Origin of the sequence: Bacillus cereus (assembly GCF_002577405.1) — a bacterium.
GTDB classification, from domain to species: Bacteria; Bacillota; Bacilli; order Bacillales; family Bacillaceae_G; genus Bacillus_A; species Bacillus_A cereus_AU.
On record NZ_NULR01000008.1, the window covers coordinates 1 to 15,371 of the forward strand.

The window sequence follows — 15,371 nt, forward strand, 5'->3', positions numbered from 1 at the left end:
AAACAAGATAAACAAGACAAGCAAGATAAACAAGACAAGCAAGATAAACAAGACAAGCAAGATAAACAAGACAAGCAAGATAAACAAGATAAGCAAGATAAACAAGACAAGCAAGATAAACAAGACAAGCAAGATAAACAAGGCGAAAAAGACGAAAAAGAAGAAAAAGCCAAGTCAACACCATTGGAACCTGTAATAGAAACAAATTTACTCAACTTAGATATATGGGATGAAATTTCTCTAAAAGAAATACAAGCTGGTGAACATACGAGTTTAGTTGAAGAAAAAAGCAATTATCAAAATATTAATTTGCTACAAGTAAGCGATATCCGTTTATATTTGGACAACCAACTACAATTTAGTTCCGTTGATGAACAAATTTATCATGAAGCACTTGTTCATCCGATAATGTCCAAAGTCATTGATCCAAAACGTGTTCTCATATTAGGTGGTGGCGATGGCCTTGCTTTACGAGAAGTTTTGAAATATGAAACTGTACAGCATGTAGACCTTGTTGATTTAGACGAGGCGATGATTAATATGGCTTGTAACGTACCAGAAATAGTCTCTTTAAACAAAAAAGCATTTTTTGATAATCGCGTGAATGCGCATATATGCGATGCAAAAGAATTTCTGAATTCTCCTTCCTCTTTATACGATGTAATTATTATTGATTTTCCTGATCCTTCAACAGAATTATTAAGTACTTTATATACAAGCGAACTTTTTGCTCGTATAGCTACGTTCTTAACAGAAGATGGTGCTTTCGTCTGCCAATCTAATTCACCTGCTGATGCACCTCTTGTATATTGGAGTATCGGTAATACAATTGAAAATGCCGGGCTAACTGTAAAAAACTATCATATAATTGTTCCTTCTTTCGGAACTGACTGGGGATTTCATATTGCTGCTAACTCCTCACATGTACTCAATCAAATTGAACAACTGTACGTAGTACCAACTCCTCGCACATTACCTTCTCTTCTTGCTCCTTTATTTCAATTTAAAGAAGAACATTTAGAGCATCGTAACAATGCCGTTTTAAATTTAGAATCGGAACTTACTCTACATCATTGCTATCAACAAGAAATGGAATTTTGATGATATTTTAACTAAGGGGATACAAGCATATGGACTATTCTACATTTGGCCGGCATATAATAGTAGATTTATGGGGCGTAGATTTTTCTCTATTAAATGATATTCAATTTTTAGAGCATCATTTAGTTTCTGCTGCTGATTACTCTGGTGCACATGTTTTAAACGTAAGTACAAAAAAATTCCAGCCGTATGGCGTTACAGTATTAGTATTGCTATCAGAAAGTCACCTTTCTATTCACACTTATCCAGAGAAAAATTTTGCAGCAATTGATTGCTATACGTGCGGTACAACCGTTGAACCGCAAATAGCGATTGATTATATCGTAAATATATTAAAACCAAAACAGATTCATATAAAAAAATTAACTCGTGGTATAGGAGAAATCGTTACTACCGATTGATTCTTACTCATCCATGAAAAGGAGGGTTGCAAATACCATCAGTGGAACGAAAGCTCCACTGATGGTACGCACACATACATAATTTTTCACCTTAATTGATGATTTAATTTTTCTATTTTTCGTTTCCAATATAGTGTCATCACAAACCATATAATGAAGTAAATCATAATAAAGCTCACTATACAAACAAGAATCGAGCCGAAACGATTCGGAACCCACCCGATCCAAATTGCTGTAGGTAAAAATGTCCCTAGTAAAATGATAAAGTGAATACTTGTCTGTTTTAATATGCTCCATTCTTCTTTTTCAAAAACAAATGAAGCGAAAGAAAAGATTAGCCCTACTATATTTGCTGTAACTAAATACGTAATTAACGTTTTTGTTTCCACTGTTTCCATTCCATTTGCGTAACCAATCCATAAAAATAATAGACTATATATCATCGCCATTCCTAATCCAATAGCGATTTTATTTATTACTCTATCAACCATCTTTTAACCTCCTCCTATATTTAAAGCCTCTTTAATAAGCGGTACATATTTCCTCGAAACATATTCTTTCGTTCCATTAGAAAAGTGAGCACACATACTACCACTAAAAGACATTTCAAAGCTTTTTACCTGCTCTAAATTCGCAAGTATCGACTTAGAAAATCTAGCAAAACGCTTTCTGGCTAACTGTTCCTCTAATTCATATAAACGAGCCTTCACTTCAAGACTCCCTTTCTTCGTTTGTGCCATAACTTTTCTTCCCTCTGTATAAAACCAATAAATATCATGTAAATTCAACAAGTAATATTGCTGATCTAACACACCAACGATTTGATTCGCATTTCCGCCTTCTATTATTTTTAAAAGTTGCTGAATTTCGTCTGTTACTTCTTTTGTTTTTATAATTATTTCTACATCTACTTGTGATGGGTCTAACTCGATGCGAACTTTCATCTATTTCCCACCCCCTTTATACTTTTATTTTTACATAAAATTGAAAACAATAAATGTAATCTTGCGTAAGTGGTCTTCGTTTCGTCATAACAGTATCTTTTCAAAACATAAAAAAACCTTGCATACGCAAGGTTCATTCTGCCGCTGACATCTTCCTATATAATTCTACAAACTCACTCGCTAATTCCTTTACCGTAATTGCATTCATTAAATGATCTTGCGCATGCACCATCAGAAGGGTAACTTCTGTCTTTTCACCACCAGCTTCCTTCTGTATGAGCTCCGTTTGTAAGCGGTGCGCCTCTTGCAGTTCATTTAAAGCTTCTTGTAGTTTAGCTTCTGCTTCCTGAAATTCACCACGCTTAGCACAATCAATTGCTTCCATTGAACAACTTCTCGCATTTCCCCCATGCAAGATTAAATGAAAAACTTTCGTCTCTATCGTATCCATTTTAGTTCTTTACTCCCCCTTTTCTTCCGCCACTTTTTGTTTATCCCATATTTTTAAGAATGGTAAATAAATAAAGAATGCCAGTGCAAAGTTAACAAGCTGCAATATAACACCAGAAATTTTCCCGCCCGATCCTAAATATCCACTAAAAAGAATAGGTGTAGTCCAAGGTACAGCAGCCCCGCTCGGACGGGCAACTAATCCCCATTCCATCGCAAAATAAGAAACAATTGTTAACACAACTGGAACTAATATAAATGGAATAAGTAAAAGTGGATTCATTACAATCGGCATACCGAAAGTCACCATTTCATTAATATTAAAAATACCAGGTGCAATCGACAATCGGCCGATACTTTTTAATTGCTGACTTCGCGCAAACAGTAACATCCCTACAACTAAAGCTAACGTTGCGCCAGAACCGCCCATATAAATCCATAAATCAAAAAACTGTGCGGTAATCGTATTCGGTACGTCTTGACCAGCCTGAAAAGCAATTCGGTTCTGATCCATTAACGACAACCAAACTGGGCTCATTACCCCACCAACAATTGCAGCGCCATGAATCCCGCACGCCCAAAGTACATGGACAATAATAACTGCGATTACTGCGCCCCAAATGCTAGCCCCTAGTACACTAAGAGGCTCTTGTAAAAGCTTTCCTACAACATTATGAATGCTACCGAAAGTCGTATTTTCAAAAATCAATCTAATAATCCAAACGACCGTCACAACAATAAAGCCTGGAATAAGCGCAGCAAATGAACGCGTTACTGCTGGCGGAACTGTCTCTGGCATTTTTATAATTATCTTTTTTTGTACAACAAATCGATAAATTTCAGTAGATATAAGTGCAATAATCATCGCTACAAATAAACCTTGGCTTCCCATTAACGCAGCTGGGATTGCTCCATCTATCAGTATACTTTCTTTCGTACTTGGTACGATATATACAACTTGAAATGGTGTTGCAAGCAAAAATGATACAAGTGACAATGCCCCAGATGCTAAAGCATCCACTTTATAATACTCACCAAGCCTGTAAGCGATTCCAAAAACAGCTACTAAAGACATTATATTAAAAGTAGCACTGACTGGGTACCCTAAAGCTTTCTGCCAACCCTGACCAAACAAGCCGGCCATAAAATCATTATACCCTGGTATTGGTAAAGCACTAATAATAAGAAAAAAAGAGCCGATAATTAAGAATGGCATCGTTAAAATAATTCCATCACGAATTGCTTGTAAATGTCTCTGTTCTGCAACCCTTCCTGCTACTGGCATTACATATTTCTCTAAAAACCGTATCATCTATCCCACTCTCCTCATGGTTTCATTGACAAGGCTGCTTGCAAGATAGCTTCCCCATTACAAAGCCCGTAATGGACGGATTGAATGACATCAACAGGTACTCCTTTCTCTTTACATAATTCTTTCATTTTCGGTAATAAATAACGTACTTGTGGCCCCAGTAAAAGTACGTCCGCTTCATCAATATGATTTCGCACTTCTGAACCTGATACAGCCCAAATCTTTACCTCTATCCCCCTTGCCTGTGCTGCTTTCTCCATTTTTGTAACAATCAAACTGGAAGACATTCCCGCTGCACAGCAAAGCAAAATATTCATCCCGCTTCCCTCCCCCTTTTTCTAAACCCAAGTTATGGTGCACCCCTTGCCACTACTAGGTTACAAATATATATGTCTAGATTTCTAACTGTATGCCGAGCTCAAAAACAAAAATTTCTCGGTTTTCACGCTATTCCATCTATCGGTATTTTCCTAGTAAAGAAGACTCTAACTCGCTATAATGATTCAGTATGATTTTTTTTATAATCGATAGGAGGGTATATTTATGAAGGCATATCGCTTTCCGCTTATTTTATTATCTTCTATCCTAATTGGTGGTTTCATTGGTTATTTCATGGGTGCCGATGCAGTTGTTTTAAAGCCGCTTGGTGACATTTTCTTAAACTTAATGTTTACGATTGTTGTACCTTTAGTGTTCTTTAGCATCGCGTCATCTATTGCTAATATGGATGGATTAAAACGTTTCGGTAAAATTATGTCTAGTATGGCTGGGACTTTCTTATTTACAAGTATTTTAGCTGCTATTTTTATGATTATCATCGTGAAAGTATTCCCGCCAGCACAAGGTGTTGTATTAGAACTAACACAACCTGATAAAGCTGAAAAAGCTGTTAGCGTTGCGGATCAAATCGTTGGTATTCTAACAGTATCTGACTTCTCGAAGTTACTATCTCGTGAAAATATGTTAGCCCTTATTTTCTTCTCTATCTTAATGGGGATTGCAACTTCAGCAGTTGGTGAAAAAGGAAAACCATTCGCTACATTCCTACAAGCTGGTGCAGAGATTTCAATGAAAGTCGTATCTTTCATTATGTACTACGCTCCAATCGGACTTGCTGCTTACTTCGCAGCATTAGTTGGTGAGTTCGGACCGCAACTTCTTGGAACTTACTTCCGAGCAGCAATGGTATACTATCCAGCTTCTCTTATTTACTTCTTTGTATTCTTTACATTCTATGCGTACCTTGCAGGTCGCAAACAAGGTGTACAAGTATTTTGGAAGAACATGGTCTCTCCTACAGTTACATCGCTTGCAACTTGTAGTAGTGCCGCAAGTATTCCTGCGAACTTAGAAGCAACGAAGAAAATGGGTATTTCTTCTGACATTCGTGAAACAGTTGTCCTTCTTGGATCAACGCTTCATAAGGACGGATCTGTTTTAGGCGGCGTATTAAAAATTGCTTTCTTATTCGGTATTTTCAATATGGAATTTGAAGGACCGAAAACATTGGCAATCGCTCTTGTCGTTTCTCTACTAGTAGGAACAGTAATGGGTGCTATTCCAGGCGGCGGTATGATTGGTGAAATGTTAATCGTTTCTCTATACGGCTTCCCGCCAGAAGCATTGCCAATTATCGCAGCAATTAGTACAATCATCGATCCTCCTGCAACGATGTTAAACGTAACAGCAGATAACGCTTGTGCCGTAATGACAGCTCGCCTTGTAGAAGGTAAAGACTGGATCAAAAATAAATTTGCTTAATAGATAGAAAGAAGATGCTCGTTTGGAGCATCTTCTTTTTTTATTATTTGTCAGCGAATCGATACGTTGGAAACATCGTTGATATATTAGCACAACCGTTATATAATCTCATCCGCCACAAATTTGTTAAAATCTTCACAAATATTCCACACCTCTCATCCATTCTCCGTACTATAATCATGTATGGAAAAGGAGATGGAAACAATGACACAAAGCGCACCAGAATTCAAAGTTTTGCAAAGCATTGCCTTTCTTGCTGTCGTTTTGCAAAGTTCCTTATTATATACAATGAATCAAGGAAACGTCTTACTTGAACAATCCCTCATTATGGGTATGTTGTTTAACCTTGCAAAGTTTTCAGCACCTGCATTCATATTTATCGTTGGATTTCATTTAATTCGTCACTATACAAAGCAATTAGTATACAAAGAATATATTTCTGAAAAAGCCACACACTTACTCATTCCTTATTTCTTTTGGTCTATTCTTTACTTATTAACAACAAATGATCTTATTACATTACAAAGCGGAATAAAAAGTTTACTACTCGGAACAGCCGCACCTCATCTTTGGTACGTTATTATGATGTTCCAAATTCACTTATTATTCCCTTTACTATGTACACTCTTTTATTGGTTTCAAAAACGAACAGAAAATAAAAAAGACATATATAAATATATGTCCATTTTCGCGTTTCTATATTTCCTTTTAATGTGGTTCTCTTCCCACTATATTTTTAATGGAGAAAAATTAACGAGTTCGACTATTTTACATTATACAGATCGATCCTTTTTATTTTACTCATTCTATTTCGTTATGGGAGGCATTGCCGCTGTAGCACTAAAAACTTGGCGTCTATTCGTTATGAAACATATCCCGCTTATCACAATCTTATTTTTCAGCTTATTTTTGTTCATCAATTATGAGCTATTTAGCTTTTACGGAGCAAACTCTATTCATTTAACCGTTTCTACCTATTTAAAACCGTCCATGTTTTTATATATAGTCTGTGAAATTATGATACTGTACGTGTTATCTATTACAATTGTACAGCGCCGGGGTTTCTTATATAAAACGTTACGATTCATTGGAAACTACACGTATGGCGCTTATTTAGCACATTTTTTCTTCTTGCAACTATGTACAAAACTTCTTTCTTTATTCACACTACAAGAAAATACTATATTATATAGCCTATTACTATTTGTGTTAACAGCCGTTATATCTATTTCAACAATGGTCATTTGTAGCACACTACCATTTCATATATGGATTACAGGACCTTCTCCTACGACAAATATGAAATGGGCGAAGATTGCACTCCGAAAAAATCATGAAAAACTATTCAAACCATATATTTGATATAATTATACAAATATATGAAAAGAAAGCAGGAGACATCTATGATTAATCAAGTTGGACAAATTATGCTATATGTAAATAACCAAGATGAAACCGTACAATTTTGGACAGAAAAAGTAGGGTTCCAAATCATCGCAGAAGAAAATAACGGAAAAGGATTTCGCTGGATTGAAATTGCGCCAGCAAAAGAAGCTGGAACAAGCATCGTCCTTCACGATAAAGCGTTAATTGCGAAGATGCAGCCTGAACTAAATCTTAATACCCCTTCACTTATGTTCTTCTCAAATGACTTAGACCGTCTATATAAGGACCTGTCTGAGAAAAACGTCACAGTTGGCCAAATTGTAGATTTACCTACTGGTAGAGCGTTCAACTTTGCAGATAATGAAAATAATTACTTTGCGGTAATGGAAAAAAAATAAGAAAAAGTGCCATCCCTAGGATGGCACTCTATTTTTTACTCTTCTCTAATTCCATTTCAGCTAAAAGCGGCAAAACATTATCAAAAATATGCGTATTATTATTTTCACCTGTGACGTATCCACCGTAATATCTACTAAATACATTATCGTTTCGGAATGTGGCCATATGATCATACAATTCCTTCGCAAACTTTGTATCACCTGTTTGTAGTACGTACAATATTGTTAATCCGTAAGCTGCAGGCGATTCATAATTCACAGCTTGTTTTCCCGTTTCTAAATTGTAACGACCGTATAACTTTCCGTCCTCCTGGAATTTCTTCTTTATAAATTCCAAATAAGCATCTGATGAAAGACCACCTAGACTACGATGGTAAGCAACATATGATTGGTCAATAAGATTCACTTCTTTATCGTACGTAAATGTGCCATCTTCTTTATACTCTTTCGGAAAGGCCCAGCCATGCCTTGGATAATCGGCTAAAAACTGAACTACTTCCTGATATTGCTGAGCAGAAACTTTTCCGTACTTTTTCATATAAAAGAATGCGTGCGGATTTATGTATGATGTTGTTGTAAAATTATTTTGTTTCCCTGCATCTGCATCGTAATAATCCACGTAATAATTACCTTTTTTATTATAACGAAGTACAGCATTGCTCAATTGATCCGCAAGGTTTTTATAACGATCTTCCTTGTACATTTCATAAGCACGATATAATTGTTCAATAATACGAAGATCATCTATAAGTGCATTTGTGGCTGACTGCATTTCTCCCTTTTCAGAGATTTTCCATAAAACGATGTGATCCTTATGTACAAAATTATTTTGAATAACCTTTACTTGTTCATCAAATAACGCTTGATCATCTTTATCAAGTGTATATTGTAGCCATAGTCCTGCCGATTCTGATAAAGCTTCACGGCCCTTCGCCCCACCCGTTCCTGCCTTTGTATCTGCTAAACGGTACGTTGCAAGTGTTCCATTTTCATTTACCATATGCCTTAAAATAAAATGCTCCGTACGGTTTCCTTGTAAAGCTGACCAAAATACAATTCCACCTAAAGCGATTAAGAGAATAACTCCAATCCCTATATATAAACGTTTCCGCAATCTTTTCACCTCCCTATTCAGGCTAACCTTAATTTTAACAGAACATACGTCAATTAAAAAAAGACAATCTATTAGATTGTCTCCCTCACCTTATCCCTCGTAAGCCTCTTTAGAAGGTCTATATAGCGATTCCACAAGTCGATCATATTCACGACGTGTAATTTCTTTATTGTACAACTTCAATAATAAATCTCTATGCTCTTTTGAAAATGCCATCTTTTTAATGACTTCAGGATACATAAAACACCCTCTCCATTTCACATAAACTTCTTTCTTCCGAAATGACAGAACTTATGTTCGCATAAAAGATTATAAAAGATTCCTCAATAAAAAACAAACAAAATATTATCAAATGTTCATTTCTTTTTATTCGGAATATTCAATCATAATATTACCATATTCATTTTTTAAATACACATATATTTTTGGCAGTTTATTGAATAAATCTTCCAATTCAATCAGAAAATAATGGCAAAAAAGAAGAGGAGTATACATATGGATACCGTAACATTAGCAAGAGCGTTTTTTGGTTCTTCATTAGCATTCCACATTATCTTTGCAACACTTGGAGTCGGGCTTTCTTTAATGATTTTTATAAGTGAAATATTGTATCACTGGAAGAAGGATTCTGACTATGCCATTATGGCAAAAAGATGGACAAAGGCTTTTGCTATCCTTCTCGGTGTAGCAATTCCAACTGGAACAATTGTTGGTGTACAAATTTCACTTCTTTGGCCTGGTTTCGCCAAAATTGTTGGCCAAGTCATTTCCGTTCCGTTTCAAATTGAGATTTTCGCCTTCTTTTTAGAGGCTTTATTCATGTCTATTTACGTATACGCAGCTGATAAACTACCTCCATTTATGAGATTAGTCTCATTATTTTTCGTTATGCTTGGTGCCACGGCATCCGCCGTGCTTATTACATCAGCAAATACATGGATGAATACACCCGCAGGCTTTTCAATGGGGCCAGATGGATCAGTTTTTAACGTTGACCCTTGGAAAGCTTTCTTTAATCCAAGCTTTGGCACAAGTGCATTCCACGTTGTTATTACGGCCTATGCAGCCGGGGCAGCTGTCATTGCTTCTATCGCGGGATTCAAATTATTAAATAAAAATTTAAATGCACGTGAACTTGCTTACCACAAAAAAGGATTGCTGTTAGGCCTCGTCGTGACATTTATTACAGGTGCTACGATGTGGATTTCAGGACACGAATCAGCGATTGCCTTGCATAAGCATTCACCTGAAAAACTTGCATCTGCTGAAGCTTTATTTGAAACGACATCACACGCACCGCTATCACTCGGCGGGGTTGTGGATCCTGACACGCTTGAACTAAACTATGCAATTGAAATTCCAAACATGCTTAGCTTATTAGTAGGACTAGACCCTAGCACAGTTGTAAAAGGGCTAAAGGACTTCCCACAAGAAACATGGCCACCATTTTATACACATACACTGTTCAACTTAATGGTCGGTGCCGCTACATTTACCTTTGCAGTCGCAGCTATTGCCCTCTTGTATTGGTACTTTGTTTATCGAAAAAAAGGAGCAGAATTACCGAAGTGGCTTCTTTGGGCTACTGCTGCGTGCGGACCAGTTATGATGCTCGGTATTGAGTTCGGATGGATTTTCAGTTGTAGCGGTCGCCAGCCATGGACCATTTATGGTATGCAACGTACGATGGATGCTTCTACACGTGCTGATTTCGTCGGTCCCTTATTTGTTCTATTCATCATTTTATATATCGGACTCGCTATTTTAACAGTCTTTGTACTACGAACGTTCTTTAGGAAACATCCGTTAAAGAATGATTTACATCATCAAGGAGGCGATTCTCGTGCATGAGGAAAGTATTGCAATCATCATCTTATGGGCTCTTATTTTTGTTTATAGTATATTAGGGTCCATTGATTTTGGAGCTGGTTTTTGGGGCATGGTATACGCGAAACATCCGACGATTGCTGCTAAACTTGCGAATCGATACTTATCACCAACTTGGGAAGTAACCAATACATTTCTCGTCTTTGTTGTTGTCGCTTTCCTTGGTTTCTTTCCGAAAGCAGCCTTTACCCTTGCAACCGTTATGTTCGTACCCGTTATGCTAATTCTAGTACTCGTTGCAATTCGCAGTACATTTATGGTATTTGCTTACTCCCTGCCGAAATACCAACACCTTCTTCGTATTATTTCAGGTATTACAGGGCTCCTAATTCCAGCTCTATTAATTACCGTTTTACCCGTTACAGAAGGTGCTTATATTACAATGGTTGAAGGAAAAGAAGTACTCCTGTACGGAAAACTTCTTTCTAGTCCTGTTATTTATTGTTATATGCTCTTCGGAATAACTTCGGAACTATTTCTATCTTCTCTCTTTCTTGCTGATTTTGCGAGAGAGCAAGGTTCAGAAGATTCGTATAGAATTTATAGAAGAAACGCCATAATCCTTGGTCCTGCAACGCTCATTACTGCGATCATTGCCCTTGTTGTAATGGACCCTGAAACACACTGGCTCATGCAAGGAATAATAAAACAATTCCCATGGTTTACAGTCTCTATCGTTTTATTCGTTATCGGATACTCTTCTCTTTGGTGGACAAACAAGAAGTACAGCACACTTGGATTCCCTCGTATCGCCGTTTTAGCTGTCGTCGCTCAATATGCATTTGCAAGCTACGCTTACGGCGTCGCGCATTTACCGTATATTATTTATCCTGACGTAACTGTCTTTACAAGCTTTACGACACCCGAAACATTCTATGCACTGCTTATTCTATACGCAATTGGGATTGCAATTTTACTCCCAGGATTCATTTTTTTCTGGAATTTATTCTTAAAAGACCGCACATTTTTAAAGGAGAAATAATAAAATGAAACTATAATCAGTGGGGTTTTGTTCATCCCCCACTGATTATTAGCCCTCACCAATCGGGCTGCTCGCAAATAGCGGGATAAAGTAAAACTTTAATCCGCGAGTTTTTGTTCAGTCCCCACCGATTGGTGAGGGCTATTTAGAAATAAAAAGATACATGCAGGGCATTCATACTTAGAATGCCCTGCATTTGTTAGGCTTCTATCCTCCTGGTTATTTCACTACTAATTACACTTGCCCTATAGCATAAAAAACACATATTCACTTCATTCTATTATCCGTCTAGTTCCTCTTATTTTTTGCTGAATATACTACCAATATAAACTTGAGACAAGTTACATTTGTTCCAGGAAAAATAGAAAGGTAGGCAAATTATGAGTACTGAAATATGGATTACTATTATTGTATTCTTCTTAACGATGATTGTTGTCTTTTGGCGACCTCGTGGTTTAAATGAGGCGTGGCCGGCAGCAATTGGCGCTGGTATTATCCTGATTACTGGCCTTGTATCAAAACCAGACGTCATGGACATTATAAGTAAAATCGGAGGTGCCTCCATAACAATATTAGCGACCATCGTTATGGCGGTTATATTAGAAAGCTTCGGCTTCTTCCATTGGTCCGCAGCAAAACTTGCAAATCTAGCAAAAGGTTCTGGACGCCGCTTATACTGGTACATTCAATTACTATGTTTTCTTATGACGCTTTTATTTAATAACGACGGTAGCATTTTAATTACAACACCAATCTTAATTTTACTACTGAGAAACCTTCAATTAAAACCTCATCAACAAATCCCTTATTTATTAAGTGGTGCTTTAATCGCAACCGCGTCTAGTGCACCAATTGGTGTAAGTAATATCGTAAACTTAATTGCCTTAAACATCGTCCATATGACTCTTTATATGCATACAGCTATGATGTTTGTACCTGCAACATTAGGACTACTGTTTATGTCATGGCTTATGTATGCCGTTTTAAAGAAAAAACTTCCGAAAAGATTACCTGTTTCTTCATATGATATTGAAGAGATTTTCTTCACAAAGAACTTCCATCCACTTAAAGGAAAAAATTCTGTTAATACGAAACAAAAACGTACAAGATTCATGTTAAAAGTATTAGGTTTCGTCTTCCTTATGCGCTGTCTTCTATTCGTTGCATCCTTCTTATCCATCCCAATCGAAATTGTTGCTGTACTCGGTTCACTCGTTCTTCTCATCTGGAGATGGTACTACTTACGAACAAACCCTGTCGATATTTTGAAAAAGACACCGTGGCACATTTTAATTTTCGCTTTCTCTATGTATGTAATTATTTACGGGCTTCACAATGCAGGATTAACAGCGGCACTTGTAAATTGGCTCGAGCCAGTTGTAAATCAGCATCTACTCTATGCAAGCTTTGCGATGGGTGGACTTGTATCTATCCTCTCCAACATCTTCAATAATCACCCTGCCCTTATGATTGGTACCATTACGTTAACAGAAATGGGATTAGATCCAGTCACATTAAAAACTATCTATCTCGCAAATATCATTGGTAGTGACATCGGTTCACTATTATTACCAATTGGTACGCTAGCTTCTCTCATTTGGATGTATATACTAAGACAAAACAAAATCAAAGTGAAATGGAAAGATTATTTACGCGTATCTCTCATCGTTATCCCACTCACAACAGTCGTCACATTATTCCTCTTATACTACTGGGTACACTTATTCTTCGCCTTATAAAAAATAGAAGCCCCTTTTGCTACCGTCTTAGCAAAGGGGGCTTCTTCTATATAATTAAGTTAGGTACTACAGTGTGATCAATCAAGTAAAGAGGTGTAACGTGTTATTGATATAAATGACTACCAGTGTCTTTAAATTCTTTCGCTTTCTCTTTCATACCTTTTTCAATTGCTTCTGTCGTTTCTAAATCATTTTCTTTCGCATATTCACGAATATCATGCGAAATTCTCATACTACAAAACTTTGGTCCACACATCGAACAGAAATGAGCTGTTTTCGCTCCTTCTGCTGGCAATGTTTCATCGTGATACTCCATCGCGCGCTCAGGATCTAAAGATAAATTAAATTGATCGCGCCAGCGGAATTCAAATCGTGCTTTTGAAAGTGCATCATCACGCTGATGAGCCGTTTTGTGCCCTTTAGCAAGATCGGCTGCATGCGCAGCGATTTTGTACGTAATAACACCTTCGCGAACATCATCTTTATTCGGTAAACCTAAATGTTCTTTCGGCGTTACATAACAAAGCATCGCCGTTCCGAACCAGCCAATCATTGCAGCTCCAATTGCCGATGTAATATGGTCATAACCTGGTGCAATATCTGTCGTTAACGGTCCAAGTGTATAGAATGGCGCGCCCTGACAAATATCAAGTTCTTTCTCCATATTTTCTTTAATTAAATGCATCGGTACATGCCCAGGTCCTTCGATCATAACTTGCACATCATGTTTCCAAGCAATTTTCGTTAATTCACCAAGTGTCTCAAGCTCAGAAAATTGTGCTTCGTCATTTGCATCTGCAATGGAACCTGGACGTAATCCATCTCCAAGAGAGAACGAAACATCGTACTGCTTCATAATTTCACAAATTTCTTCAAAATGAGTATATAGGAAGTTTTCTTTATGATGGAATAAACACCATTGTGCCATAATTGAACCACCACGAGAAACGATACCTGTCGTACGCTTTGCAGTAATTGGAATGTAACGAAGTAATACACCAGCGTGAATCGTAAAGTAATCAACGCCTTGCTCCGCTTGCTCAATTAACGTGTCACGATACACTTCCCACGTTAAATCTTCTGCAATTCCATTTACCTTTTCAAGCGCTTGATAAATCGGCACTGTTCCAACTGGTACCGGTGCGTTACGAATAATCCACTCACGCGTCGTATGAATGTTTTTACCTGTAGATAAATCCATAATCGTATCTGCACCCCAGCGAGTCGCCCACGTCATCTTCTCTACTTCTTCTGCAATAGAAGAAGATACAGCAGAGTTTCCGATATTTGCATTTACCTTCACGTGGAAGTTACGCCCGATAATCATCGGTTCTGCTTCCGGATGGTTAATATTCGCTGGTAAAATAGCGCGACCTTCCGCAATTTCCTTACGAACAAACTCAGGCTCTACTCCTTCACGAATCGCAACATATTCCATCTCAGACGTAATAATACCATTACGCGCATAATGCATTTGCGTAACGTTTGCACCTTGCTTCGCTCTAAGCGGCTGGCGATCCATTTGCGGGAAAACAGGTGTATGTTTCGAAGCCACTTTCACACCATCATCCTCTGGTTTCACCTCACGCCCTTCGTATGCCTCTACATCCTCGCGCTCCATGATCCAAGAATGACGCGGCGCCTGCAACCCCTTTTCCAGCTCCACTTTATACGCAGGGTCTGTATAAGGACCGCTCGTATCATACACACGGATTGGTGGATTTGGGACACCGTTCGTTTCGCTTTGTTCAATCTCGCGCATCGGCACTTTCATACCTGCGCGTGGTCCATCCACATATACTTTCTTACTCCCTGGTAAACTCGATTTCAATTCAATTTGCTCAGCTGAAACAGATTGTTTCATAACCTTTGTTGCCCCCCTGTTCGTGACAAGGA

General features: G+C 37.6%; 16 protein-coding genes. 8 read left to right on the top strand and 8 right to left on the bottom strand.

From position 1 onward, the window contains the following. Together COC96_RS11375 and speD are read left to right on the top strand one after the other, a co-directional pair. Window positions 1-1,101 (top strand): polyamine aminopropyltransferase (locus COC96_RS11375; protein WP_098768830.1); only part of this gene is annotated, 1,101 nt, incomplete at its 5' end. A 29-nt stretch (window positions 1,102-1,130) separates the two neighbouring features. Next, window positions 1,131-1,502 (top strand): adenosylmethionine decarboxylase, encoded by a 372-nt coding sequence (speD, locus tag COC96_RS11380; RefSeq protein WP_098269313.1) that lies wholly within the window; start codon window positions 1,131-1,133, stop codon window positions 1,500-1,502. Between the two features lie 86 nt (window positions 1,503-1,588). Here speD and COC96_RS11385 read toward each other — a convergent pair whose 3' ends face one another. From COC96_RS11385 to COC96_RS11405, 5 genes are all read right to left on the bottom strand, one after another. After that, on the bottom strand, window positions 1,589-1,993 hold the full coding sequence (locus tag COC96_RS11385) for a DUF3021 domain-containing protein (protein WP_098269314.1): 405 nt from the start codon (window positions 1,991-1,993) through the stop codon (window positions 1,589-1,591). Window positions 1,994-1,996: 3 nt separating this feature from the next. After that, window positions 1,997-2,446: a LytTR family DNA-binding domain-containing protein gene (locus COC96_RS11390; RefSeq protein ID WP_098269315.1), complete on the bottom strand. Its 450-nt coding sequence runs from the start codon at window positions 2,444-2,446 to the stop codon at window positions 1,997-1,999. Between the two features lie 133 nt (window positions 2,447-2,579). Beyond that, a complete protein-coding gene (locus COC96_RS11395) occupies window positions 2,580-2,897 on the bottom strand; it encodes a PTS lactose/cellobiose transporter subunit IIA (RefSeq protein ID WP_097904805.1) in 318 nt (105 codons plus the stop codon). A gap of 9 nt (window positions 2,898-2,906) precedes the next feature. After that, the gene (celB, locus tag COC96_RS11400) at window positions 2,907-4,208 is read right to left on the bottom strand and encodes a PTS cellobiose transporter subunit IIC (RefSeq protein ID WP_098269316.1); all 1,302 of its coding nucleotides are present in this window, start codon (window positions 4,206-4,208) and stop codon (window positions 2,907-2,909) included. A 14-nt stretch (window positions 4,209-4,222) separates the two neighbouring features. Next, a complete protein-coding gene (locus COC96_RS11405; RefSeq protein ID WP_098269317.1) occupies window positions 4,223-4,525 on the bottom strand; it encodes a PTS sugar transporter subunit IIB in 303 nt (100 codons plus the stop codon). 226 nt (window positions 4,526-4,751) lie between these two features. Here COC96_RS11405 and COC96_RS11410 point away from each other — a divergent pair, with 226 nt between their 5' ends. The 3 genes from COC96_RS11410 to COC96_RS11420 all read left to right on the top strand — a co-directional run bounded on the left by COC96_RS11410 (window position 4,752) and on the right by COC96_RS11420 (window position 7,753). Then, complete coding sequence (locus COC96_RS11410; RefSeq protein ID WP_098269318.1) at window positions 4,752-5,969, top strand: dicarboxylate/amino acid:cation symporter; 1,218 nt, start codon at window positions 4,752-4,754, stop codon at window positions 5,967-5,969. Window positions 5,970-6,173: 204 nt separating this feature from the next. Then, window positions 6,174-7,331 carry an acyltransferase gene (locus COC96_RS11415; protein ID WP_098269319.1) on the top strand — a complete coding sequence of 386 codons (1,158 nt, stop codon included), beginning with the start codon at window positions 6,174-6,176 and terminating at the stop codon, window positions 7,329-7,331. A gap of 41 nt (window positions 7,332-7,372) precedes the next feature. Further along, window positions 7,373-7,753, top strand: a complete 381-nt coding sequence (locus COC96_RS11420; protein WP_098269320.1) for a VOC family protein — start codon at window positions 7,373-7,375, stop codon at window positions 7,751-7,753. Window positions 7,754-7,781: 28 nt separating this feature from the next. Here COC96_RS11420 and COC96_RS11425 read toward each other — a convergent pair whose 3' ends face one another. After that, on the bottom strand, window positions 7,782-8,867 hold the full coding sequence (locus COC96_RS11425) for a transcriptional regulator (protein WP_141535880.1): 1,086 nt from the start codon (window positions 8,865-8,867) through the stop codon (window positions 7,782-7,784). 90 nt (window positions 8,868-8,957) lie between these two features. Further along, window positions 8,958-9,107 carry a hypothetical protein gene (locus tag COC96_RS27560; RefSeq protein WP_000283175.1) on the bottom strand — a complete coding sequence of 50 codons (150 nt, stop codon included), beginning with the start codon at window positions 9,105-9,107 and terminating at the stop codon, window positions 8,958-8,960. Window positions 9,108-9,362: 255 nt separating this feature from the next. Between COC96_RS27560 and cydA the strand changes: the two genes are divergently transcribed. From cydA to COC96_RS11445, 3 genes are all read left to right on the top strand, one after another. After that, the gene (gene cydA / locus COC96_RS11435; protein ID WP_098768831.1) at window positions 9,363-10,718 is read left to right on the top strand and encodes a cytochrome ubiquinol oxidase subunit I; all 1,356 of its coding nucleotides are present in this window, start codon (window positions 9,363-9,365) and stop codon (window positions 10,716-10,718) included. After that, window positions 10,711-11,736 (top strand): cytochrome d ubiquinol oxidase subunit II, encoded by a 1,026-nt coding sequence (locus tag COC96_RS11440; RefSeq protein WP_098269323.1) that lies wholly within the window; start codon window positions 10,711-10,713, stop codon window positions 11,734-11,736. The genes cydA and COC96_RS11440 overlap by 8 nt, the downstream gene beginning before the upstream one ends. 380 nt (window positions 11,737-12,116) lie before the next feature. After that, window positions 12,117-13,475: an arsenic transporter gene (locus tag COC96_RS11445; RefSeq protein ID WP_098269324.1), complete on the top strand. Its 1,359-nt coding sequence runs from the start codon at window positions 12,117-12,119 to the stop codon at window positions 13,473-13,475. A gap of 103 nt (window positions 13,476-13,578) precedes the next feature. On the opposite strand, the gene thiC is transcribed toward COC96_RS11445, so the two are convergent. Further along, window positions 13,579-15,339, bottom strand: a complete 1,761-nt coding sequence (gene thiC / locus COC96_RS11450) for a phosphomethylpyrimidine synthase ThiC (RefSeq protein WP_098269325.1) — start codon at window positions 15,337-15,339, stop codon at window positions 13,579-13,581. Window positions 15,340-15,371: the final 32 nt, after the last annotated feature.

Bases quoted from the DNA above. Each gene is read 5' to 3' on its own strand.
- celB (WP_098269316.1), bottom strand. From the start codon at position 4,208: ATGATACGGTTTTTAGAGAAATATGTAATGCCAGTAGCAGGAAGGGTT.
- COC96_RS11410 (WP_098269318.1), top strand. From the start codon at position 4,752: ATGAAGGCATATCGCTTTCCGCTTATTTTATTATCTTCTATCCTAATT.
- COC96_RS11395 (WP_097904805.1), bottom strand. From the start codon at position 2,897: ATGGATACGATAGAGACGAAAGTTTTTCATTTAATCTTGCATGGGGGA.
- COC96_RS27560 (WP_000283175.1), bottom strand. From the start codon at position 9,107: ATGTATCCTGAAGTCATTAAAAAGATGGCATTTTCAAAAGAGCATAGA.
- COC96_RS11405 (WP_098269317.1), bottom strand. From the start codon at position 4,525: ATGAATATTTTGCTTTGCTGTGCAGCGGGAATGTCTTCCAGTTTGATT.
- speD (WP_098269313.1), top strand. From the start codon at position 1,131: ATGGACTATTCTACATTTGGCCGGCATATAATAGTAGATTTATGGGGC.
- cydA (WP_098768831.1), top strand. From the start codon at position 9,363: ATGGATACCGTAACATTAGCAAGAGCGTTTTTTGGTTCTTCATTAGCA.
- COC96_RS11415 (WP_098269319.1), top strand. From the start codon at position 6,174: ATGACACAAAGCGCACCAGAATTCAAAGTTTTGCAAAGCATTGCCTTT.
- COC96_RS11390 (WP_098269315.1), bottom strand. From the start codon at position 2,446: ATGAAAGTTCGCATCGAGTTAGACCCATCACAAGTAGATGTAGAAATA.
- thiC (WP_098269325.1), bottom strand. From the start codon at position 15,339: ATGAAACAATCTGTTTCAGCTGAGCAAATTGAATTGAAATCGAGTTTA.
- COC96_RS11385 (WP_098269314.1), bottom strand. From the start codon at position 1,993: ATGGTTGATAGAGTAATAAATAAAATCGCTATTGGATTAGGAATGGCG.
- COC96_RS11445 (WP_098269324.1), top strand. From the start codon at position 12,117: ATGAGTACTGAAATATGGATTACTATTATTGTATTCTTCTTAACGATG.
- COC96_RS11420 (WP_098269320.1), top strand. From the start codon at position 7,373: ATGATTAATCAAGTTGGACAAATTATGCTATATGTAAATAACCAAGAT.